Source organism: Yersinia sp. 2553 StPb PI (assembly GCF_052217105.1).
GTDB lineage: Bacteria > Pseudomonadota > Gammaproteobacteria > Enterobacterales > Enterobacteriaceae > Yersinia > Yersinia enterocolitica_E.
Window position 1 is genome coordinate 1,145,300 of the sequence record NZ_JAZGPX010000002.1, and the last position, 22,479, is coordinate 1,167,778.

Consider the following 22,479-nt stretch of genomic DNA (forward strand, 5'->3'; position numbering starts at 1 on the left):
AAACCGCCCAAAGGACGGATTCGGTTGGTGACGCTTAACGCAATTCGCTAACAGCGATGTGGTCCATATCACTGAAGACTTGGTTTTCACCGACCATGCCCCAGATGAAGGTATAACGCTTAGTGCCCACGCCAGAATGAATAGACCAACTTGGTGAAATCACAGCTTGTTCGTTGTGGACTAACAAATGACGTGTTTCCTGTGCCTGGCCCATCATGTGGAACACCGCTGTTTCTTCGTCCATATCAAAGTAGAAATAGACTTCCATACGACGTTCATGGGTATGACAAGGCATGGTATTCCACAGATTGCCGGGAGCCAGTTTGGTTAAACCCATGGTCAGTTGGCAGGTTGGCAACACATCAGGCACGATGTATTTATTGATAGTGCGACGGTTGCTGGTGGCATCATCACCCAATGTTTGCGGTGCGGCCTCTGCCAACGTGATTTTTTTGTTCGGGTAAGTGGTGTGTGCTGGCGCGCTGTTGTAGTAAAACTTGGCAGGTTTTGTGCTGTCGATACTGCTGAACTGCACCTCTTTCGCACCTTTACCCACATACAATGCTTCTTCATTGTTAATTTCATAACGCTGACCATCAACAACGATAAGTCCTGAGCCACCGATGTTGATAACGCCCAATTCGCGGCGTTCCAGAAAGTAACTGACACCCAGTTGTTTACCTACATCATCACCAATGCTGACTGCTTTACTGACGGGCAAAATACCCCCGACGATGATGCGGTCAATGTGGCTATAGGTCAGGGTGTACTCATCTGCGGTGAATATATTTTCGATCAAAAATTCACGGCGCAAACCGGCAGTATCAAGCTGTTTCGCGTGGTCGCTATGGATGCTTTGGCGAACTTGCATGTCAGTACCTCTTTTACAGAACAGTATCTTGGTGGGTAAAACCCAACTCAGAAAGCAAGACCGGCTCAAACAAGCGCATGATGTCGACAATTGTTGCTGACAACTTGTACTGGTCTGATGTCTGACCGAGTGTTTCTTGTAATGCTGATGATGATAGTGTTTGCGGGAAGTTAATTCAATAAAAATGAAATGATGTTTTATTATTTTTTGAGGGATGTCATGATTTTTGGATTATTTATGGCTTATCTGCCAATTTTGCCCGTAGAATGGGCAGAATTCAGCGTGAAACTGTGACTACGCTACATCAGAAACTTATTCTGCATAATGAGGTGAGACAATGAAGATGTTCTTTATTAATGATGAAACGCCATGGGAAGAGTTAGGAAATGGCATTAAACGCAAAGTAATGACTTGGAGCGATGATCTGATGATGGTCTGCGTTCACTTTGACAAAGGTGCCATTGGTACTGCACACAAACATGACATTCATGACCAGATTGCTTATGTTGCCGCAGGCAGCTTTGAAGTGGAAATTGAAGGGCAGAAACGCATATTGAAAGCGGGTGATGCGTATCGTGCCGTGAAAAATGAGATGCACGGCGCGGTATCACTGGAAGATAACAGTATTTTAATCGACACCTTTAACCCTAAGCGAGATGATTTCCTCTAAAGGGTATTTGGGCGGTTGAGTCATTGGCTCCACCGCCCTCTATCATCAATACGGTAATATTACGTTATATCTTTTTTATTCAATTGCTCTAATGATTCCAACTTAAGATCAGCCAATACCCAGCGTGGGTCTGCGCAGTATTCAGGCGATGGGATCACGATAGAGCGCATTCGTGCTGCTTTAGTCGCAATCATACCGTTTACCGAATCTTCCAGCGTGACGCATTGTAGCGGGTCGATACCGAGATCAGCCGCAGCATTCAGATACACCTCAGGGTGCGGTTTACTGTAGGGCAGGTATTCGGCTGAAACCAGACAGTCGAACTGATTTCTAACACCTAACATGTCCAGCACACGCTCTTGCATATGGAGAGGGGATGCTGATGCCAGGCCGATTTTCAGCCCTTGTTGGCGGCAAAGGTCCAGTGCGTACTCAACGCCTGGCAGCACCGGGCGGGTCTCTTCTACCAGTTCTATCGCCCGAACAATAATCCGTTTGCACACTTCCGCCTGACTAGGACCCTGCCATGGCATGGCTTGGAACCAAAGCTTTACCACTAAATCGATACGTAAACCCAAGGTATCGGGTAATGAATCCCGTGAGGATGTATCCAGCCCAAGATTGGTGAAAATATCGAGTTCGGCCTGTAGCCATAATGGTTCCGAATCTATCAGCAAGCCATCCATATCGAAAATTGCCGCTTTAATCGGGTGAGGGGTTGCCATTTATCATCACTCCTGTGGTTTTTTTAGCTACGGGCTGAATACTTTATCATTAACTTAATGATAAAGCGCCGAATGAGCTAGGCTTGAATTTGTGTTAAGGGTGAGAGTTATAGCAAAAATTTTGCACAAAGAGCGAATGTAGCGGGTAAACTAGAGCTACATAAGTTGTGGTATTTACAAGGAGAAGTCATGACCTATCAACAGGCTGGGCGCGTCGCTGTTATCAAACGGATTGCAGGGTGGCTCGTTTTTATTCCAGCACTGCTGTCAACATTGATCTCAATTATCAATTTTGCCTATCAATATAGTCAAAAAAGCAGCGGGATTAATGCGGTCATGTTGGATTTTATCCATGTGATGACCGATATGATTCGCTTCAATACCACTTTTCTGGATGTTTTCTGGTTCAACTCGCCAGTACCTGATCTTCAGCAGGGCTTAACCGCCGCGAATATTATGTTCTTTATCATCTATATGCTGATTTTTGTCGGTTTGTCACTACAGGCATCTGGTGCTCGTATGTCGCGGCAGGTGCGGCACATTCGTGAAGGTATTGAAGATCAATTGATTTTGGAACAAGCCAAAGGTAGCGAAGGGCGCAGCCGTGAACAGCTAGAAGAGAAGGTGGTTTTACCGCATCACACCATCTTCTTGCAGTTCTTTACCTTATATATCTTGCCGTTAGTGATTGCTGTGGTGGGGTATTTTGTTCTTAAATTGTTGGGATTGATGGCTCAAGGGTGATTCTGTTGTAAGAAAGCCTTGCTGAGTGATAGAGATGTATAGAAACAAGCCAGTGTGTGACACAGCATTCTGGCCTTTTTATTGTCTATTTTATTGATATATAAATAAATTAATGTATTGAAAGAATTTTACCAGAAAATGGTAGTGATACTCTTCTTGCACTCACACTATTTCTGATGTGATTCCCTTATGCTGTAGCACTCTCTCCTCTGTCATATCAGTAAAGTAATGAACGTTTTCATTTCCAAGAAAATGCGTAATTTTATTGTGTTAGCCCAAACAAATAGCATGGCGAAGGCGGCTGAAAAATTACACATGACGGCATCTCCTTTCGGCAAAAGTATTATGGCGCTGGAAGAATTGGTCGGTTATTCCTTATTTACTCGTAATGAGAAAAGTATCAGCCTCAATAAAGCAGGACAAGAGCTTTATCAGGAGCTATTTCCTATTTATCAACGACTTTCAGCTATAGATAACAGCATTGTGGCTATATCACAGCGTCAGAAGAATATTGTGATAGGAATTGATAACACTTACCCAACCATCATTTTTGATCAATTGTTCAGTCTCAGCGATAAATACGACGGGATTACCGCTCAGCCTTTTGAGTTTAACGAAAACAGTGTGATTGATGACTTACTCGATCGCCGTGTAGATTTTATTATCTCCCCGCAGCAAGCGTCACAACGTGTCACCCATATTGATACCCTGCAAGCCACGGAGCTTCCCTCTTTACGGCTCGGTTTTTTAGTGTCACGTCGCTTTGAGAATATCCAGGCGCTAGAGTTGTTGAATACATTGCCTTGGTTGCAAATGCGCTTCCAAAATAGGGCAAATTTTGAGGCTCTACTGGATGCGCATTTCCGTGCGATTGGCATTAACCCCACTATTATCTATCGCCCCTACAGCTTTATGGCAAAAATCAGTGCTGTTGAGCAAGGGCAGTTTCTGACGGTAGTGCCTCAGTTTGCTTATCGGTTAGTTAACCCCGCCAAGCTGAAATATTTTGATGCACCGAATCAGCCCATGTATATGCGAGAGTACCTATATTCGCTCAAGAATAATCATCACATCGAAAAAGTCATGGGCTATATACATTCAGACCGAGAGGGTGATTAAGGTGCCAACATTGAGCCAAATTCGAACAGATTTTGGTGCAACTGGAATGCTTGCGCCAGATTGTGATGCAAATGTCCGCCTTTGGCCTGTGCCAGATAGCGATGCAGGTAGTCACGATACATCGGATGTGCACAGTTATTGATAATCGTGGTGGCACGCTGCATGGGTGATAGCCCGCGTAAGTCAGCCACGCCTTGTTCTGTAACGATAACTTTTACGCTGTGCTCACTATGATCAACATGGGTACACATCGGCACAATGGTGGAGACCTTTCCACCTTTGACGATGGAGGGGGCCATAAAGATCGACAAATAGGCGTTACGCTCAAAATCTGCACTGCCGCCAATACCGTTGACCAATTCCGTACCGGCAACGTGGGTCGAGTTGGCATGGCCGTAGATATCAAATTCAAGCCCGACGTTAAGGGCAATAACCCCTAACCGACGAATGATCTCTGGGTTGTTAGAAATCTCCTGTGGCCGCAATACAATGCGGGTAGAGAAGAAATCCATATTGTCATAGATTTTCTTCAATGAGGCGGGGGAAACGGTCAAGCTGGAGGCACTTACCCCCATCACTTTTTCGGTTTCTAATAATTGAACCACCGACTCTTGCAGCACCTCTGAATACATCATAAACGGCGGAATATCTGGGTTTTCTCCCAGACGTTTCATCACGGCATTATTGATATTACCGACGCCGCTTTGCAGCGGGAGAAACTCTGGTGGAATACGGCCCAATTTGAGTTCATTAAGCAGGAAACTCACCACATTGTCGGCTATTTTTTCACATAGTGGGTTTTCGCGATCCAGACTATTACCGGCATCCGGCAGTTCGGTTTCAACGATGGCAAAAATTTTACTCGGATCCACCTGTACATAGGGTTGGCCGACTTTATCCAATGTATGGTAGATAGGCAGGGTATTACGCCGTGGTGGGGCACCGAGCATGATGATATCAGCCAGTTCAGCGACCCGTGGGCTGTGATAATGATTGAGTTCTATGATGATTTTCTTGGCTTTATGTAAAAAAACCGGGGCATTACCAATGCCGCTGCTAAGATACACCTTGCCATCAGCGGTGATCGCCGAGGCTTCAATAACCGCGACATCAATGTCGCCAAAGAAGCCATAGTTAACCATTTGCGCCACTTCACTCAGATGCAGGTCGACAAAACTGACCGCACCCAAGTTGATTTTTTCCCGCAATAATGATGCGGTCTGATAGGGCGCGCGCCAGGCGATAGCGTCAGCCTCAGCCATTTCATCATCAGCTTTAGCACTAATGGACGCGCCGGTCAGTAAACGAATCTGAAAATCTTTTTGCTGCTGATGATGCGCTATAGCGCGCCGGGCTATAGCGGCAGGAAGCGCCTTAGGCGCTCCGGCTGGGGTAAAACCACTGAACACCACCATATGACCATGTTCAATACATTCAGCGGCTTCATCCGCGCTCATTATGCAATATGACCGTTTCATAAAGAAATCCTCTGGTTGAGAAGGTTTAATGCCCCAAAAAGGTAGGCTTACGCTTCTCCATAAATGCACTCATACCCTCGAGATAATCCTCACTATCGTAGACGGCACGCCGCAAACCTTGAATGCGCTCAAACTCATCTGAATTCATGGTGTGGGCTTCGCCTAAAACCCGTAGTTCTTCTTTAATAACGGCTATCGCCAGTGGTGCTTTTTCAGAAATGACGTGGGCTAATTTCAGTGTGAAATCCTCCAGTTCAGCGGGGTCAACCACATGATTGAGAATACCAACCGAAAGTGCACGCTGCGCGGTTATTGGCGCGGCAGTGAAAATCAACTCTTTCACGATATGGAAGCCAGCATCGCGAATAAGGTTGTGGATACCCACCAAATTGTAGGGAACGCCCAGATTCACCGGTGTCATCGAAAAGGTTGAGGTGTTACAAGCCACAATAATATCTGAGCTCATGATCATCTCGAATGCACCACCCCAAACGCTACCTTCGACCATCGAAATGATCGGTTTAGGATATTTTTGGATAGTTCGGGTGATTTGGCGCAGTGGGTCATCATATGACAGTGGGTCCCGTCGGCCAGTGGGTAATTCGTGAATATCATGGCCGGCGGAGAACACTTTTGAACCTTCGGGCGCGCGGAGAATAATGCAGCGGATATCGGTATGATTGAGGTCATGCAGCGCTTGCATCAAATCATCAATAAACACCTTACTTAAGGCATTGAGTTTGCGTGTGTGGTTGAACTCAATAATACCCACCCGATTGGCAATCAACACTTTGACATACTGATAAGACATGGTTGTTCCCTTTAATTGATAATTTTTTGTGTAATAAAATGGGTTACGTCATTAATACCGGCTCGCGGCGAGATTTGATTTTGACGTAACAGATCTTCAATTTGCTGATAGTGCTGGCGGACCTCGGGGTGAGAAAACAGCATTGCAAGTGCATTTGCCTCTACCTGATGACGCACCCAACCAAGATTTTGTTGTTGGCGCAAGGTGGTGAGCTGCCCACTTTGCGTCATGACCGGCCAAAAACTTTGTACTGCTTGCCACACTTCGCGGATACCGCGTTTTTCCAACGCGCTACAGGTGAGAACCCGTGGCTGCCATGCGGGATATTTACGGCGAATGATATGCAGTGCGCTGTGATACATATGGCGGGCGATTTCAACATTGCTATGGTTGTCGCCGTCATCTTTGTTAATCACAATAAAATCGGCCATTTCCATAATGCCTTTCTTAATGCCTTGTAGGTCATCGCCCGCACCGGCGATTTGCAAAGAGATAAAGCAGTCCACCATTTCAGCCACTTCGGTTTCAGACTGCCCAACGCCGACGGTTTCAACGATGATGACGTCGTAGCCTGCGGCCTCACAGAGCAAGATCAACTCGCGGGTACTCTGGCTTATCCCACCGAGGTGGCCCCCTGACGGCACCGGGCGCACAAACGCATGCTCAGCGCGTGAGAGATTCAGCATGCGGGTTTTGTCGCCCAAAATGCTGCCGCCACTGATCGGGCTGCTGGGGTCAACGGCAATCACCGCGACCTTATGCCCTTGTGCCAATAACTCTTCGCCTAGCGCCTCAAGAAAGGTGCTTTTCCCCGCACCGGGTGTGCCAGTAACGCCTAGCCGTTTAGCCTGACCGGTATAAGGCATAATGCGGTCTAACAGCCGAGCGCTTAATGCCTGATGTCGGGGGAGGCGGCTTTCTGCCAGGGTCATGGCTTGCGCTAATGCGGCTCGGTCTCCGTGGCGTAAACGGTGAACGTAGTCCGCCATATTGTCGATATCAATCATGGCGGCGGCTGATGAGTTGTAGAACGTCACGCACGCTAACGAGCATTGGTGTACCCGGCCCATAAATTGCTGCCACACCCTGTTCACGCAAGAAGGCGTAGTCCTGTGGCGGAATAACCCCCCCAGCCACCACCAGAATATCTGGCCGTGCATATTGACGCAGCGCTTCAATCAACTCGGGGATCAATGTTTTGTGGCCGGCGGCAAGGGAAGAAGCACCGATGACGTGAACGTCATTCTCCACCGCCAGACGGGCGATTTCATCCGGTGTTGAGAACATCGGGCTAAGATCGACATCAAAACCGAGGTCAGAGTAAGCGCTGGCAATAACCTTAGCCCCCCGGTCGTGGCCATCCTGGCCCATTTTGGCAATCAGAATTCTGGGTCTGCGCCCATTCTCACTGAAGAACGTTTGGGTCTGCGCCACTATTTGATCAAATTCCAGAGCGTCTTTCTCGCTCTGGTGATAGCTGCGCGCAATGACACCGGTAACGCATTCGCTTGGTACCAGGTAGCGGTCAAACACCCTCTCCATTGCATCTGAGATTTCACCCAGTGTTGCCCGCAGTCGTGCAGCTTGAACTGCGGCTTCCAGTAGATTTTCATGGTTTTCCGCCGCATGACGCAGGTTTAGCAATGCTTGTTGAACCGCGCTGTTATCTCGTTCGGCGCGAATACGTTTAAGTTGTGCAATTTGTCCATTGCGCACTTTAACGTTGTCAATATCCAACACCTGAGTTTCAGCTTCTGTCTCTAACTTATATTTATTCACCCCGACAATAACGCGTTTTCCCTGATCGATAAGTGATTGCTGACTGGCGGACGCCTCTTCAATCATCCGTTTGGGTAGCCCAACCTCAATGGCTTTGGCCATGCCGCCCACATCATCGATCTGTTTGATAATGGTTCTGGCTTGTTTCACCATTTGATCGGTTAATGACTCGACAAAATAAGAGCCTGCCAGCGGGTCAATGGTGCGGCAAATCGCCGATTCTTCCTGAATGATTATTTGTGTATTACGCGCAATGCGTGCTGAAAAATCAGTCGGTAGGCCGAGAGCCTCATCAAAAGCATTGGTATGCAAAGACTGTGTGCCGCCGAGTGTTGCGCCCAGAGCTTCGATGGTAGTACGAATAATATTGTTGTAGGGGTCTTGCTCGGTCAGGCTCCACCCTGAAGTTTGGCAGTGGGTTCGTAGCGCTAATGATTTAGGGTCGGTTGCGCCAAATCCACTGACCGCCTCACTCCAGAGGTAGCGTGCGGCGCGTAACATGGCGATGTTCATAAACAGATCCATGCCAATGCCGAAGAAGAATGAGAGGCGTGGGGCGAAGTCATCAATATTTAAACCGGCATTTAAGGCCGCTTTGATATATTCAATACCATCAGCAATAGTAAAAGCCACTTGCTGCACGCAGTTAGCGCCGGCTTCTCCCATATGGTAGCCACTGATGCTGATAGTGTTGAAGCGCGGCATATTTTGCGAACTCCAGGCGATGATGTCGGAAATAATGCGCATGGAGGGTTTGGGTGGGTAAATATAGGTGTTGCGGCACAGATATTCTTTCAGAATATCGTTCTGAATAGTGCCGGTCAGTAGCGCAGGCTCTACCCCTTGCTCTTCGGCCGCGACGATATAAAACGCCAGAATGGGCAGCACCGCACCATTCATCGTCATCGAAACAGACATTTTATCGAGTGGTATTTGGTCGAACAGAACCTTCATATCCTCAACGCTATCAATTGCCACACCTGCTTTACCCACATCACCAGAAACGCGTGGGTTATCTGAGTCATAACCACGATGAGTGGCAAGATCAAATGCTACAGAAAGACCTTTTTGCCCCGCAGCCAGGTTTTTGCGATAAAAGGCATTTGATTCTTTAGCGGTTGAAAAACCAGCATATTGGCGAATTGTCCAGGGCTGAGCGGCATACATTGTGGCTCTTGGCCCCCTGACGTAGGGTGCAAGACCGGGGAATGAGCCAGTAACCTCTAATCCATCAAGGTCACTGGCGGTATAAAGTGCTTTTACCGCAATACCTTCGGGCGTCTTGCTGATCAAATCTTCTATTTTTTTTCCTCGTTTGCTTAATTCTTTATTAGCGAGGTTTTCCCACTCACGCATATCCACCATTTGTCTTGCTCCCAATTACTGGCAATAGAATGCCTATCGAAGGTTATGAGATATTCCTCGACGAAGGCTTTTGATTTTATTTAAGTAAGCGCTTTTTGCCGTGGGTTGTCGCTGGCAAAAAAGAACAGGGTGTCACGTCATTATTAGTCAGTGGAAATGCATCTAATCTGTGGTTTTGTTCATGTTTTTTTAGGAAAGGCGTCTTTCGTTATGAGAAGTTGGTCATAAAAAAAGCACCCTTATTGGTTGGCTAGCCAATAATTGGGGGTGCTATTTATAATAGGCGGGTTATTCGTGCTAACCAGCGAGCGGGTATCTCACTAAAAACGTTCGGGGTGCAGCAAATGCTCAACGGCTTGCTGCGCGTTAATCCAGTGTTGTCCACCAAATAAATTACTGCGGTTCAATAAATAATAAAGCTGATAAATAGGTTGGCGCTCAATAAAATCGGCAGGCAGCGGCCAAACACGCTGATAACCATCATAAATTTGGGCGGGTAAGGCAGGGTAGAGCGGTAACATCGCAAGGTCGCACTCGCGATCTCCCCAATAACAGGCGGGATCAAAAATTACTGGCCCTTGGGCACTGGCAGCACAGTTAGCTGGCCATAAATCACCGTGTAGGAGTGAGGGCTGTGGCTGGTGGCCTTGTAAACGTGCGTGAACTAAGTCAGTTATCTGGTCGATATCACCAAAAGACATGCCTTTTTCCGCCGCTAATTGCAATTGCCAACCGATACGCTGCTCAGCAAAGAATTGCCCCCAGCGGCGCTGCCAGCTATTAGGCTGCGGTGTGGTGGCCAGATCATTATCAAAATCCAGCCCGAATTGCAGTTGTTCGCTCCATTGATGCAGATGGGCTAATTGCTGGCCCAGACAATAGGCGTTATGCGCATCGAGTGGCTTTAGGGGGAGATACTCTAGTAACAGAAAACTGTAATCGCGATCGCTGCCCACGCCGTAGACTTCAGGGACTTGGACTGTTTTGCTGCGGGATAATAAAGCGAGTTGATCAGCTTCGGCGGTAAATATGGGTAACATCTCACGGGTATCGCATTTTACGAAAACCTCAGTCTCACCATAACTGAGACGCCAGGCTTCATGAATATCTCCGCCCGGTAATTCAGTCCTTTCCCGAATTTCGGCGGGACCGAGATATTCACCTAACAGACGATTCACTGCTTGCCACATGATTCACCCCCTATTAGCTGCCAGTTAAACCCTGTGAACTTGAAATTACAGGGTTGTTAGCGACGTTAACTTATCCTAATCACTCGACTACATTAGCGCATCAGGATTAATGAGCCTAATCCATAAGGCTCATCCTGCGGGCTAGCATTAATGCTATTTAAATCGACTCCCGGCCGATTTGACATTCGCCGCTACCTGCAAGTCCAATGACTCTGGCTACAGATCATTAGGTTAGCGTCTTTATGCTGCGAAGAACAAGAGCTGGCGCACAGGGATACCCGTGCCGGATCAAACAAAAGACTGATTCTACTGGTAAAGTGTTAGTCGTTTCGCTGTTTTGCTCATATTACGACAAAAATGGCATGGTAAAAAACTTGCTGCTGGCTGAATCTGAATAATAAATATGCCGTACAGCGTAATGGCCATCCGGCATATTTATTGGGACTTAATTGATTATAGCAGGTTACCTTTCGGCAGGTTTTTAGCGCTAGCAGCTTTGGCCTGAGGGGATATTTTTCGGCCCTTTACGGGTTTTATATGGCTATAAATCAGGGCGACCACAAAGAACAGTGCCTGAATAATGACAATACAGGGACCCGTGGCACCATCAATATGGAAACTGATTAAGGTGCCCAGCACACAGGCCACCACTGACACCAGTGTGGCAACAATCAGCATTTGATCAAAACTACGGCAAACCATAAAGGCGATAATACCGGGGGCGATTAACATGGCGATAACCAGAATAACCCCAACCGCCTGCAATGATGCCACGATGGTCAATGCTAGCAGGCAAAGTAAGCCATAGTGCAGCAATTTGACCGGCAGCCCAATCACCCTGGCATGGTTTGGATCAAAGCAGTAGAGCATGAAATCTTTACGCTTTAATAGCACCACCAACAGAGTGAAGCCGGCAATCCACAATGTCTGTTTCAGTTCCGCTAATGAAATACCCAGCATATTGCCGAATAAAATATGGCTGAGGTGCTGGTCTGTATCCATGCGGGAAAATAGCACCAGGCCAAATGCGAACATACCGGAGAACACAATCCCCATAACGGTATCTTCTTTGACCCGGCTATTATCTTTTAAATAACCGGTGGCAATCGCGCAGAATATACCTGAGACAAAGGCACCGATAACCAGCGGAATACCGAGCCAAAAGGCCAGCACAATGCCTGGTAGCACGGCATGAGAGATAGCATCCCCCATTAATGACCAGCCTTTTAACACCAGATAACAAGACAAGACTGCACACACCACACCGGTAATAATCGCGGCCACTATCGCCCGTTGCATAAAGGGGTAGGCGAAGGGTTCGCTGACCAGACTAAACAATGTATTCATACATTATCCTCTGGCAGGTGGGGTAATGGGTGACGGCGTTTTTGCCGCGAACGAAAACGGGTCGCCAGTAATCCGTGTTTCGGCGCGAAGAAAAAGGCTAAGAGGAAGACCAGTGTTTGTAAGGTCACAATGACCCCGCCTGTTGCGCCGTCCAGATAGAAGCTGAGATATGCACCAAAGGCACTGGTAAAGGCACCAATGGCAATCGCTATCATCAGTAAGCGGCTGAAACGGTCCGTGAGTAGGTAAGCCGTCGCCCCGGGGGTCACCACCATGGCAATGACTAAGATCGCGCCAACAGTCTGTAAAGCCGCGACAGTACAGGCACTTAACAGGGTGAAGAACAAAATTTTCAGGCGCAGGGGTGATAGTCCTATCGACATAGCGTGGCTTTCATCGAAAAACACCGCCAGCAAGTCTTTCCAGATCAGACATAGAATCACAAACGAAACCAAAATTATGATCTCTACCTGCAATACATCTTCGTCTGCTATCCCCAGAATATTACCGAAAATGATCGACTGGACATTGACCGAGGTAGGGTTGAGCGAAACAATTAATAAACCAACAGCAAAAAAGGTCGAGAAGATGAAACCAATGATGGCATCTTCACGCAGACGAGTGATATGGCGCACTAATGTCATCGCCAATGCGGCGAGCATGCCGGTAAAGAATGCACCAGCGGCATAAGGCAGCCCAAGAGCATAAGCGCCAGCAACTCCCGGAACGACGGAGTGCGATAGCGCATCCCCCATCAGCGACCAACCTTTCAGCATCAGATATGCCGATAAGAATGCGCAGACGGCACCAACAATCGCACTGACCCAGATAGCCTTGACCATGTAATTGTAGTTAAACGGTTGCAGTAACAGTTCCAGCATCAGGGGTTATTCTCCTTTGACTGACTCTGTGCCGGCGGGTCATTCTTGGTGTGACCATAAAATACCGCAGGACGTTCATCATCGGTAATGACCGTGACGGTGCGTGGGTCATTATCATCGTGCAGTGCCGTACCGGAGAGATTGATATGGCGCAGAACACCACCAAAAGTCATTTCGAGATTCTTTTGGGTAAAGGTGGTTTCGGTCGGCCCGGCGGCTAGCACGGTTTGGTTAATCAGAATCACGTGGTCACAAAATTCTGGCACGCTACCGAGGTTATGCGTGGAAACCAGAATCAGATGGCCTTCATCGCGCAGTGCCCGCAATAAATCAATAATGGCATTTTCTGTTTTGACGTCAACGCCGGTGAACGGCTCGTCCAATAACAAGACTGAGCCTTGCTGTGCCAACGCGCGTGCCAGAAACACCCGTTTCTTTTGCCCCCCCGATAGCTCACCGATCTGACGTGACCGTAATGCCGTCAAGCCGACTCTCTCAATGGCTTTATCGACAATGGTTTTATCTTCCCGGCTCGGGATGCGCAGAAAATTCATTTTGCCATAACGGCCCATCATGACCACATCTTCCACCAACACTGGGAAATTCCAGTCGACATCTTCGGTCTGCGGCACGTAAGCGATGGTATTTTGTTTTAAGGCATGGCTGATGGGTTTATGACTCAGCTCTACTTTCCCGACACTGGGTTTAACTAACCCCATAATACTTTTAAACAGTGTCGACTTACCGCTACCATTCACACCGACCAAGGCGCAAATTGTGCCACCGGTCAGTGAGAAACTGGCGTCATAGATAGCAGTATGCCCGTTGTTATAAGTGACAGTGACATTATCCACTACCAGCTCCGGGCGGACAAAAACAGCATGGCTCATTGACCAAATCCTTTCGCGATAGTTTGTACAGTGGCGTTAATCAGATCGATATAAGTGGGGACCGGCCCCTTTTCATTCGACAGAGAATCTACATATAACACACCACCATATTGTGCACCGGTTTCTTTGCTAACTTGTTTCGCCGGTTTATCGGAAATAGTACTTTCACTGAATATCACCGGGATTTTATTTGCGCGCATGGTATCAATCACGTGGCGCACTTGTTGCGGGGAACCTTGCTCTTCCGCATTAATTGGCCACAAGTAAACTTCTTTAAAACCATAATCTTTTGCCAGATAACTGAAGGCACCTTCACTGGTCACCAGCCACCGTTGCTGTGCGGGGATGCGAGATAAACGCTCACGCAACGGGGCATCCAAGGCGGCAATTTTTTCAGCATAAGCTTTGGCATTACGATTATAGGTTTCAGCATGGGTGGGATCGTGCTCCACCAGTGCTTTACGAATATTCTCAATATAGATTAAAGCGTTTGATGGTGACATCCAGGCATGTGGATTCGGAATACCTTTATATGGCCCTTCACGGATAGGCAGGGGGGTGATGCCATCTGTAACCACAGCCGAAGGGACATCTTTAATATTTTCAAAGAAACGCTCAAACCAGCGCTCCAGGTTCATCCCATTCCAGAGAATCAAGTCTGCTGATTGTGCCTTCACGATATCTCGTGGCGTGGGCTGATAGTCGTGAATTTCTGCGCCGGGTTTGGTGATTGACTCAACAATGGCAGCATCACCGGCGACATTCTGCGCAATATCTTGAATAATTGTGAATGTAGTCACAATTTTGAATTTTTTATCAGAGTCGCTGGGTTTATTTTCTGCCAAGGCTGAGTTGCTGATCATCGAGGAGAATGCAACAAGAGCCAATAGGGTAATGGCAGGTAAAAAACGAGGTGTAATACGGCTAATTGAGTGCAGGTAGGGTATTTTTTGCTTAATAAACATGGCGATGTTCCCTTTCTTTAAATGAAAATGATTATCAATATCATTAGCGATGAAGTCAAGCCTTGCCATACAATAAACTAAAACTTACCGATAGTTACTGAATATAGCCTGATCATTATGTTGATAATGGTCAAGCTAGGCCAAAAAATCTATTTGGACGAGGTGACAACTTGTATATGCTACAAAACGGCTTATCAGCACGGGGAATACTGTGAATCCAAAAGTCGGTTGCCTAATGGCAATTTTATTGCTGGCGGGGTGTGCTAAACAAACTCCGTCACCACAAGCAAATAACGGGTGGCTGAAGAAAGCGCCACAGGGTGGTTTCCTTAACGCACCGAAAAGCAGCGGCGGTTCAAGTACAGTTGCCTATAGCGATGTAATTAAACAAGCAGCTAGCCATTACGGCGTTGATGAAACGTTGATTAAAGCCATTATTCAGGTGGAGTCTGGTTACAATCCTGATGTGGTGAGCACCTCGAATGCTGTGGGTTTGATGCAGATTAAAGCCTCTACCGCTGGTCGAGATGCCTACCGGATGAAAGGGCGCGATGGTCAACCGAGTTCAGGTGAATTAAAAGATCCGGTGAAGAATATTGATATTGGCGCGGCGTATATCAATATTTTGCAAAACCAGCAGTTAGCGGGGATAAGTGATCCGCAAACATTGCGTTATGCCACCATCGTTTCTTATGCCAATGGTGCGGGGGCGATGCTACGGACTTTTTCATCAGATAAACGTCTGGCAGTAAATAAAATAAATAGTCTTAGCCCGAACGAGTTTTATCAGCATATACAAAAGAAACATCCGGCCGCACAAGCACCACGCTATTTGTGGAAAGTAGATACCGCGTACCGGGCAATGTCAGAGTAATATTAAAACGCTAACCGATGTAGTCTTATAGGCGCCGTAACTGTTATCAGTATAAACATCGGCTAGCGTTTCCCTCTTCAATCTCACTCTTGGTTATGCAAGTGCTGGATGGTAGTTGGCAATAATGTCCAGGATGCCGTTTATAATAAATTGTACGCCCATACACACCAGCAAGAACCCCATCAAGCGTGAAATGGCTTCAATGCCGCTTTTGCCCACCCAGCGCATAATGGCCCCGGAACTGAGCAGTGAACCCCATAAAATCAATGAAACACAAAGAAAAATCAGCACTGGGGCAACGGTAACGACCCATGGGCTGAATACAGCATGGCCTTTCATTGATGCGGCAGAACTGATTATCATGGCAATAGTACCTGGCCCAGCGGTACTTGGCATCGCCAGTGGCACAAAGGCGATATTAATAGATTTTCGCTTCTTTAAATCCTGCGATTTTGCTTCTAATTGCGTATCTTCAGCTGATTGCTGCGGAAAAAGCATACGAAAACCAATAAACGCCACAATTAGCCCACCGGCAATACGCAAACCGGGAATAGAAATACCGAAGGTATTCATCACAACCTGGCCGGCATAATAAGCGATGGTCATAATAAAGAAGACATAGATTGATGCCATCTTCGATTGCTGATTGCGCTCCTCGCTGGTCATGTTGCCAGATAACCCAAGTAATAGGGCTACCGTTGTCAACGGGTTTGCCAGTGGCAGCAGTAATACCAAGCCTAAACCAATGGCTTTACATAATTCGAAAATATCTTGCATCAGTCTTACTCCGAAAATAACATCAAACGCCCCGATGAAAGTAAAGCATATCAGGCAATTAGTCGTACATTGGGTAAATATATTGCAACAGTGCATTATTCCCTACTTTGCCACTCTACGCGATACGTCAGGCAAAAGGCTATCGGGGATTAACTTGTGGCTGATGAATCACTGGTAAGTGAGCGGGTTGAGTGAATAAATGCTGCCAACGCTACGGTAACTTATATGTGATATAGATCAAATCTCTGGCGAGCAACAGTTGGTTCAATAGGGTAGATCCAGAATAATCATGTCAGCATTAATTTCTGCAAGGAATACGGTTTTGTGCATTTGTGATATCAGCGTTGAAGACGAATATACTCGTCAGCCACTATCGGCTTCTGCTGCATGGGTGTTAGATACGCAGGCCGCGCGTGCGCGTGGTCGGTTACGTTTTTTAAAACCTAAGCGTGAAGCCCGGCCGCGTTGGCGTTTAGCCCCCCTGAAAGATACTTACGAAATTCGTTTTTATCCTAACCGTATGCCAGAACTCTGGTTCTTCAGTGCGGAGAATGCGGCCAGAAAACGGCTCTAATAGTTAAATGTGGAGTAAGCTGATATGGCCTTTAACGCCGATGAACGCAATGCGCTGTTAGCCGTCAAAGGGGTCGGGCCAACGGTAGTCACCCGCCTGGAACAACTCGGTTTTACCTCCCTTGCGCAACTCAGTCAGGCGGATATGGGTGAAATTGTCACCAGTGCGGCGGCCATGGTGGGTTCTACTTGTTGGAAGAATAGCCCGCAAGCGCGCTCAGCGATTCAAGCTGCCATAGAGTTGGCTAAAACGCACACATCTGAGTGAGCCCGTTGCAGCCACCTCCCGTCTGGGCCTCTCTTCATGAGGTCAACTATCTGCATTCACTCACAGCGCTTATTGCTTCTGCTGGGGCTTCTCTGAATATGGCAGCAGTAAGTCATCCAGTATTTGCATTCTTTCTGCTACCGGAAGATATAACCAACGCGTAAACCAAGGTGTTTTGGCGGTGCATTGCTGGTGTGTTTGTTGGAAGTAGCGTTCGAGATCCGACAGATCGTCTGTAATCTTTTGCATTATATTTCTCCCCTCGTTGACCGGTGAACAAATCATAGGCAACAAAATACGGAAGAAAAACGGATGGAAAGTATTATTTTGTTCCGTATTTATCATTGTCAGGGCAAAAGCTAAATAGTGAGAGATGCACGGTAGGGGGGCGGTTGCGCGTTTTTGGCGCGAGAAATGGTGGATAGCGACCAAATAAAACGCCCCGATTGCATGAACAATCGGGGCGGCGTTCCAGTAACCATTGCTACACGGAAACGGAAATTGATTATGAGCACATCCTGTAGAAATAGCAATACACCCAGCGCTACTCAAAAGCAATAGATCATAATGTAAATCATTGTTGGTGGTGATAAACACCTTTACACAACCAATGTCAGCCGTCTCTGTAGGTTTTTTGTTCCCAATTCGTTTCTTTGCCAATACCGTAATGCAGCCAACGTTAAATTAGGGGGTGAGACCCCCTTGTTGCATTCGTTGTTCAATCCAGCGGCGAGCCTGAACAATTTCCGCCACCGGTTCCTCTGCTTTCTCCGTCCACATTTCAATCAGGAATGCGCCGCGATAATTGAGTTGATTAAGTGTCTTAAAAACATTGACGAAATCCACGCATCCTTCACCAAAAGGCACATCACGAAATTGCCCTGGTGACTGGTCAGTGACTGGATAAGTATCTTTCAGATGAATGGCTGCAATACGGTCAATTCCTATCGATAACTCATTACTGACATCATTACCCCAGGCACTCAGGTTGCCGACATCAGGATAAACCGTGAACCACGGTGAAGCGAGGCAGTTATCCCAGACCTTCCATTTACTGATCGAATTGATAAACGGCGTGTCCATTATTTCGACCGCCAACATAACCTGCGCGGCGGCTGCCTGTTGTACTGCCCATTGCAGCCCTTCGGTAAAGCGCTTTAGAGTGCCAGCATCCTGCTCTTCGTAATAGACATCATAGCCCGCCAACTGAATGGTGCGGATACCCACGTCTTTCGCCAATTGAATCGCTTGTTGCATCAAAAGGTAGGCCTGCTTTCTCAACTCGTCATCATGGCTGCCAAAAGGGAAGCGGCGATGAGCCGACAAGCACATGGAAGGGATTGCAATCCCGGTTTCTAACATGGCATCAACCAGAGATAAACGCTGTGCTTTGCTCCAACTGAGCCGCGCTAACCTTTCATCTGTTTCATCGATAGACATTTCAACAAAATCAAAACCACATGCTTTGGCTAAGGCTAAACGCTCAGGCCAGCTCAAGTGTTTAGGCAATGCTTTTTCATAAATACCTAATGGATGTTGGCGCATATTATTTCCCCCAAATAGCGTCAATGGCATGGTGGAACGCGGTGGCGGTGGCTACGGGATGTTCGGCTTCAGACAGTGCACGGCCGACAATAAAGGCACGTACCGCAATGGTGTGGAAGAGGGGTAAATCAGCAGGAGTGATACCGCCGGTAACCGACAGTTCGATTCCTAAGTCGGACAGTGTCTGCATCCTCTCTAGATCAGCCTGACTCCAGCTTTGTCCGCTGGCTTGAGCATCGCGGCCACGATGATAAATGGCTTGAGTTAACCCTAAGTCACGCCAGTTTTTAGCGTCATTTAGCGTCCAGTGGCCAAACAGTTCTATCTGGATATCGCCATCATGTTGCTTTGCCACCTCCAATGCGGCTGCCATGGTGGCGAGAGGGGCTGCGCAAATCACCGTCATCCAGTTTGCGCCGGCAGAAAATGCTTGCTGCGCCAGTGTGGCGCCCGCGTCAGCCACTTTAAGATCAGCGACCAGCGTATGTTGTGGATACCGTTGACGTAGAGTTTTGACCGCCTGAATACCTTCACTGATACACAGGATGGTACCGGCCTCGATGATATCGACATGGCGGTGCAGCAACGCGGTGGTCGCCAGTGCGGCATCAAGCCGGGTATTGTCCAGTGCGAGTTGTAATTGCGGCCTGAGGTGCTGAGTTGTCATAGTATCAATGTCCTAAATAGAGTCGGTGCCGCAACCTTGCCTGAGCAATAGAAGCTCATTGCAAAGTGCCAAGAGCAGCAACCAGTGCCTGATAGCGGAGATATTTCTCCTGATATGCTTGTCGGGCGTGCTGATCGGGTTGCAGAGTGTGCAGTAGCGGGGTTAAGGCCTGCTGAGCATCACTGAAATCGACAAAGCGCCCCGTGCCAACCATTGCCGCCAGTGATGCGCCCAGGCAACCCGTCTCCTCAACTTGCGGCAGCTCTACCGGTAACCCGCTGATGTCGGCAAACATCTGCATCCATTGCAGTGATTGAGCCGGTCCGCCGGTAATCCGTAGTGCGCTGACGGCCGAAAAGCGTTTCAGCATTCGGTTGAGGTGGGTCATATGGCTGAATACCACCCCTTCGTAGATGGCTTGCACCAGATGTTGGCGCTGGTGGAAAGATTGCATGCCATAAAATCCGGCACACATTCCTAATCCAGCGTTGGAGCCATATAAAAACGGCACAAACAGTAGCTGGCTACCTGCTTTGGGTAACTGTGCTACCCATTGATTAAGCTGTTGGTAGTCTGTTTTCCCGCCCTCAGCACCAAACCATTGGTGGGTAAACCATTCCAGATTGGCCGCAGAGGTCGGGCTGGCTTCATGCACGATGTATTTACCTGCTTCGGCATAACGGCCATAAACAAAGGGATATTCAACATCAGCTTTAAGCTGGTCGGTGATTCCCGAGGTCACCGACCAGGTCCCCATCACTGCATTTAATCGGCTTTCATCCTTCAGGCCAGCACAGAGGGCGGTAGAGACCACATCAAACAAACCGCCGACAACGGGGAGGCCAACCGGCAGACCGGTGGCATTGGCGGCAGCCTGAGTGATGGTGCCGACAATTTGTGCCGAACCCACAATCGGTGGCAGGGCTGCCATAACTTCAGGGATACCTAACAGTTGTGCCAGTGCGGGTTGATAGCCACCTTCGGCCATCGGATAGAGATTAGATTCTGAGATATTGGTCTCTTCGCAACCTAATTGGTCGGTCAGGCAGTAACGCAAATAGTCGTGGGCCATCAGAATGCTGCCAATCTGCTCATAACGGCTGGGTTGATGTTCTTTCAACCAGCGCAGCAAGGATACCGGGTGCCCGGTCCACAATGTTTGGCGGGTGATTGGATAGAGCATTTGTGGGATGCCATCTCGTTGCCACTGTTTAACCAATGACAGCGCCCGTTGGTCAGAGGATAATATGGCATTGCCTAATGGCTCACCTTTTTTATCAAGTAAAAACAGTCCCTTACCTTGAGCAGAAATGCCCACGCCCTGAATACTGCTGGGGGGAATCGTGTGGCGGGCTAACAGTTGGCGAATCACCGCACTCATTGCCTGCCATAGCACAGTCATATCGCGCTCAGCCCATCCCGGCTGGGGGCTGATAATGGCTAAATTTTGCCGCGCGATCCCGCATTCGTTACCGTCTCGGTCATACAGACCCGCTTTAATAAAGGTGCCGCCACAATCGATACCCAACCAATATTCCATTTCAGCCTCCGGTCAGCTTTTTTGTCTATTTTGGGCAGCAACAGTGCCAATAAGGAGGCGACAGCTAGTAATATAAATATCAAGTATATTTATATAAAAAGACGCCTTTCCTATTTATTATTAATGTTTAAATTTAAAGATGATTAATTTTTCATCCGAGATTATTCCGCTGGATATTTATTTAAACTCTCGAGGTTAATCCATTGGCTAAATATTTTAAGGACTCACTGCTCTTAATTCTCCTTCAAGATAAAAATAAGTATCCTGCTGAATTTTATTGATTTTAATTACATTTCTAAGATTTTTTTCCAAACCTGGTCATTAATGGGAATACCATCGCGCTGATTTTCCGCTTTAACGCGTGGGAATTTATGCCCTGGTAGACGAATAGCGACATCAGGGTTATCGCGCTCAGCTTGAGTGACATAATCACAAATGCGTTTTAATTTTTCATCGCGAGTTTTGCCATCAATCAGACGGTCGATTTCAATGGCAATAAACACTTGTGAGATACAGAATTCATCTGATTTGTCTTGCGTGACTTCGGCAACGGATAAACCGCCAGAGAGCAGGGTGGCAATCATATCCAGCACAATGGATAAACCAGAACCTTTCCAATAACCCATTGGCAGGATGCGCCGGTTTTTCTCAACAATGGCCGGATCCCGCGTGAGATTGCCGTCATTATCGAAACCACCATCCACGGGCAATGTATTGCTCGCCAATCGGTTAACTTCCAGCATGCCATAAGAGAACATCGACATAGACATATCGACCATAGTGATGGTTTCACCGGGAACGGCAATGATCAGAGGATTGGTGCCGATACGGCACTCTTTGGCTCCCCACGGCGGCATTACAGCAATTGAGTTTGTCCAGCAGATGCCAATATAACCTTGTTCTGCCGCTTGCCAGCCGTAGGCACCACCGCGCATCCAATGGTTAGCATTGCGCAAGGCAACCACCCCAATACCATGCTGATCCGCTAATACCATGGCACGATCCATCATTTGTTTGGCGGTTAAATTGCCAATAGCCTGATGAGCATCCCATTGCTCGATAGCCCCGAGTGCTAATGCCTTCGTTGGAATAGCATCAGGCACGATATCACCGGCTTCCAATTGTTGAATAAAACGTGGGAATCGATTTACGCCGTGGGAATAAACACCGTATTCAGTGGATTGCGCAAACATCTCGGCACAAGCATCAGCGGTAACTTCACTCACTTTTCGCGCCAATAGTACCCGTTTAAACTCTGCCTTTAACTGCTGGTAACTGACTCTCATTGCGCGCTCCCCTGAATAATTTAAAAATTGAAGTGTATTTTTTTGATGCGCTAAATTTCAATATACGAAATCACATTTCAAATTAATGCTATACCTCCACAGAAGTGAAGTCAA

23 protein-coding genes are annotated in these 22,479 nt (G+C 47.6%); 6 read left to right on the forward strand and 17 right to left on the reverse strand.

Annotated features, from left to right (window positions below):
- Nucleotides 1–34 precede the first annotated feature (34 nt).
- A complete protein-coding gene (gene kduI, locus V2A84_RS06530; RefSeq protein ID WP_083158669.1) occupies nucleotides 35–871 on the reverse strand; it encodes a 5-dehydro-4-deoxy-D-glucuronate isomerase in 837 nt (278 codons plus the stop codon).
- A gap of 337 nt (nucleotides 872–1,208) precedes the next feature.
- On the opposite strand from kduI, the gene V2A84_RS06535 reads away from it, so the two are divergent.
- Nucleotides 1,209–1,541: a cupin domain-containing protein gene (locus tag V2A84_RS06535; protein ID WP_032905805.1), complete on the forward strand. Its 333-nt coding sequence runs from the start codon at nucleotides 1,209–1,211 to the stop codon at nucleotides 1,539–1,541.
- A gap of 59 nt (nucleotides 1,542–1,600) precedes the next feature.
- Here the strand turns inward: V2A84_RS06535 and hxpB are convergent, their stop codons facing one another.
- Nucleotides 1,601–2,266: a hexitol phosphatase HxpB gene (hxpB, locus tag V2A84_RS06540; RefSeq protein WP_083158670.1), complete on the reverse strand. Its 666-nt coding sequence runs from the start codon at nucleotides 2,264–2,266 to the stop codon at nucleotides 1,601–1,603.
- A 189-nt stretch (nucleotides 2,267–2,455) separates the two neighbouring features.
- Here hxpB and V2A84_RS06545 point away from each other — a divergent pair, with 189 nt between their 5' ends.
- Both V2A84_RS06545 and srsR read left to right on the forward strand, forming a co-directional pair.
- Entirely contained in the window at nucleotides 2,456–3,010 is a 555-nt protein-coding gene (locus V2A84_RS06545) for a YniB family protein (RefSeq protein WP_083158671.1), read from the forward strand.
- Between the two features lie 228 nt (nucleotides 3,011–3,238).
- Nucleotides 3,239–4,129, forward strand: a complete 891-nt coding sequence (gene srsR / locus V2A84_RS06550) for a LysR family transcriptional regulator SrsR (RefSeq protein ID WP_083158672.1) — start codon at nucleotides 3,239–3,241, stop codon at nucleotides 4,127–4,129.
- Here srsR and V2A84_RS06555 read toward each other — a convergent pair.
- The 9 genes from V2A84_RS06555 to yfeA form a co-directional block, all read right to left on the reverse strand.
- Nucleotides 4,126–5,607, reverse strand: a complete 1,482-nt coding sequence (locus V2A84_RS06555) for a succinate CoA transferase (RefSeq protein ID WP_083158673.1) — start codon at nucleotides 5,605–5,607, stop codon at nucleotides 4,126–4,128. The two genes, srsR and V2A84_RS06555, sit on opposite strands and share 4 nt — an antisense overlap.
- A gap of 25 nt (nucleotides 5,608–5,632) precedes the next feature.
- On the reverse strand, nucleotides 5,633–6,418 hold the full coding sequence (scpB, locus tag V2A84_RS06560) for a methylmalonyl-CoA decarboxylase (RefSeq protein WP_083158674.1): 786 nt from the start codon (nucleotides 6,416–6,418) through the stop codon (nucleotides 5,633–5,635).
- A gap of 11 nt (nucleotides 6,419–6,429) precedes the next feature.
- Complete coding sequence (gene meaB / locus V2A84_RS06565; RefSeq protein ID WP_420073432.1) at nucleotides 6,430–7,425, reverse strand: methylmalonyl Co-A mutase-associated GTPase MeaB; 996 nt, start codon at nucleotides 7,423–7,425, stop codon at nucleotides 6,430–6,432.
- On the reverse strand, nucleotides 7,418–9,562 hold the full coding sequence (scpA, locus tag V2A84_RS06570; protein ID WP_420073433.1) for a methylmalonyl-CoA mutase: 2,145 nt from the start codon (nucleotides 9,560–9,562) through the stop codon (nucleotides 7,418–7,420). Before scpA ends, meaB begins: the two co-directional genes overlap by 8 nt.
- Nucleotides 9,563–9,882: 320 nt before the next feature.
- Nucleotides 9,883–10,752 carry a fructosamine kinase family protein gene (locus V2A84_RS06575; protein ID WP_442847794.1) on the reverse strand — a complete coding sequence of 290 codons (870 nt, stop codon included), beginning with the start codon at nucleotides 10,750–10,752 and terminating at the stop codon, nucleotides 9,883–9,885.
- A 453-nt stretch (nucleotides 10,753–11,205) separates the two neighbouring features.
- Entirely contained in the window at nucleotides 11,206–12,099 is an 894-nt protein-coding gene (gene yfeD, locus V2A84_RS06580) for an iron/manganese ABC transporter permease subunit YfeD (RefSeq protein WP_083158678.1), read from the reverse strand.
- On the reverse strand, nucleotides 12,096–12,980 hold the full coding sequence (gene yfeC, locus V2A84_RS06585; protein ID WP_083158679.1) for an iron/manganese ABC transporter permease subunit YfeC: 885 nt from the start codon (nucleotides 12,978–12,980) through the stop codon (nucleotides 12,096–12,098). The genes yfeD and yfeC overlap by 4 nt, the downstream gene beginning before the upstream one ends.
- The gene (gene yfeB / locus V2A84_RS06590; RefSeq protein WP_083158680.1) at nucleotides 12,980–13,870 is read right to left on the reverse strand and encodes an iron/manganese ABC transporter ATP-binding protein YfeB; all 891 of its coding nucleotides are present in this window, start codon (nucleotides 13,868–13,870) and stop codon (nucleotides 12,980–12,982) included. Before yfeB ends, yfeC begins: the two co-directional genes overlap by 1 nt.
- Nucleotides 13,867–14,835 (reverse strand): iron/manganese ABC transporter substrate-binding protein YfeA, encoded by a 969-nt coding sequence (gene yfeA / locus V2A84_RS06595; protein WP_083158681.1) that lies wholly within the window; start codon nucleotides 14,833–14,835, stop codon nucleotides 13,867–13,869. Before yfeA ends, yfeB begins: the two co-directional genes overlap by 4 nt.
- 211 nt (nucleotides 14,836–15,046) lie before the next feature.
- On the opposite strand from yfeA, the gene V2A84_RS06600 reads away from it, so the two are divergent.
- The gene (locus V2A84_RS06600) at nucleotides 15,047–15,709 is read left to right on the forward strand and encodes a transglycosylase SLT domain-containing protein (RefSeq protein WP_083158682.1); all 663 of its coding nucleotides are present in this window, start codon (nucleotides 15,047–15,049) and stop codon (nucleotides 15,707–15,709) included.
- Nucleotides 15,710–15,802: 93 nt separating this feature from the next.
- Here V2A84_RS06600 and V2A84_RS06605 read toward each other — a convergent pair whose 3' ends face one another.
- Complete coding sequence (locus V2A84_RS06605) at nucleotides 15,803–16,486, reverse strand: MarC family NAAT transporter (protein WP_083158683.1); 684 nt, start codon at nucleotides 16,484–16,486, stop codon at nucleotides 15,803–15,805.
- A 322-nt stretch (nucleotides 16,487–16,808) separates the two neighbouring features.
- Here V2A84_RS06605 and V2A84_RS06610 point away from each other — a divergent pair, with 322 nt between their 5' ends.
- Nucleotides 16,809–17,060, forward strand: coding sequence for a hypothetical protein (locus tag V2A84_RS06610; RefSeq protein WP_193784813.1), 252 nt, complete (start codon nucleotides 16,809–16,811; stop codon nucleotides 17,058–17,060).
- A 24-nt stretch (nucleotides 17,061–17,084) separates the two neighbouring features.
- The gene (locus V2A84_RS06615; RefSeq protein WP_083158685.1) at nucleotides 17,085–17,327 is read left to right on the forward strand and encodes a Pathogenicity locus; all 243 of its coding nucleotides are present in this window, start codon (nucleotides 17,085–17,087) and stop codon (nucleotides 17,325–17,327) included.
- A gap of 69 nt (nucleotides 17,328–17,396) precedes the next feature.
- Here V2A84_RS06615 and V2A84_RS06620 read toward each other — a convergent pair whose 3' ends face one another.
- The 5 genes from V2A84_RS06620 to yiaK form a co-directional block, all read right to left on the reverse strand.
- On the reverse strand, nucleotides 17,397–17,987 hold the full coding sequence (locus V2A84_RS06620; RefSeq protein ID WP_442848661.1) for a hypothetical protein: 591 nt from the start codon (nucleotides 17,985–17,987) through the stop codon (nucleotides 17,397–17,399).
- Nucleotides 17,988–18,011: 24 nt separating this feature from the next.
- Nucleotides 18,012–18,872, reverse strand: a complete 861-nt coding sequence (locus tag V2A84_RS06625; RefSeq protein WP_083158686.1) for an L-ribulose-5-phosphate 3-epimerase — start codon at nucleotides 18,870–18,872, stop codon at nucleotides 18,012–18,014.
- Nucleotide 18,873: 1 nt separating this feature from the next.
- A complete protein-coding gene (gene ulaD / locus V2A84_RS06630; protein ID WP_083158687.1) occupies nucleotides 18,874–19,539 on the reverse strand; it encodes a 3-keto-L-gulonate-6-phosphate decarboxylase UlaD in 666 nt (221 codons plus the stop codon).
- 55 nt (nucleotides 19,540–19,594) lie between these two features.
- Entirely contained in the window at nucleotides 19,595–21,079 is a 1,485-nt protein-coding gene (locus tag V2A84_RS06635) for an FGGY-family carbohydrate kinase (RefSeq protein WP_083158688.1), read from the reverse strand.
- 287 nt (nucleotides 21,080–21,366) lie between these two features.
- Nucleotides 21,367–22,365, reverse strand: a complete 999-nt coding sequence (gene yiaK / locus V2A84_RS06640) for a 3-dehydro-L-gulonate 2-dehydrogenase (protein ID WP_442848662.1) — start codon at nucleotides 22,363–22,365, stop codon at nucleotides 21,367–21,369.
- Nucleotides 22,366–22,479 lie beyond the last annotated feature (114 nt).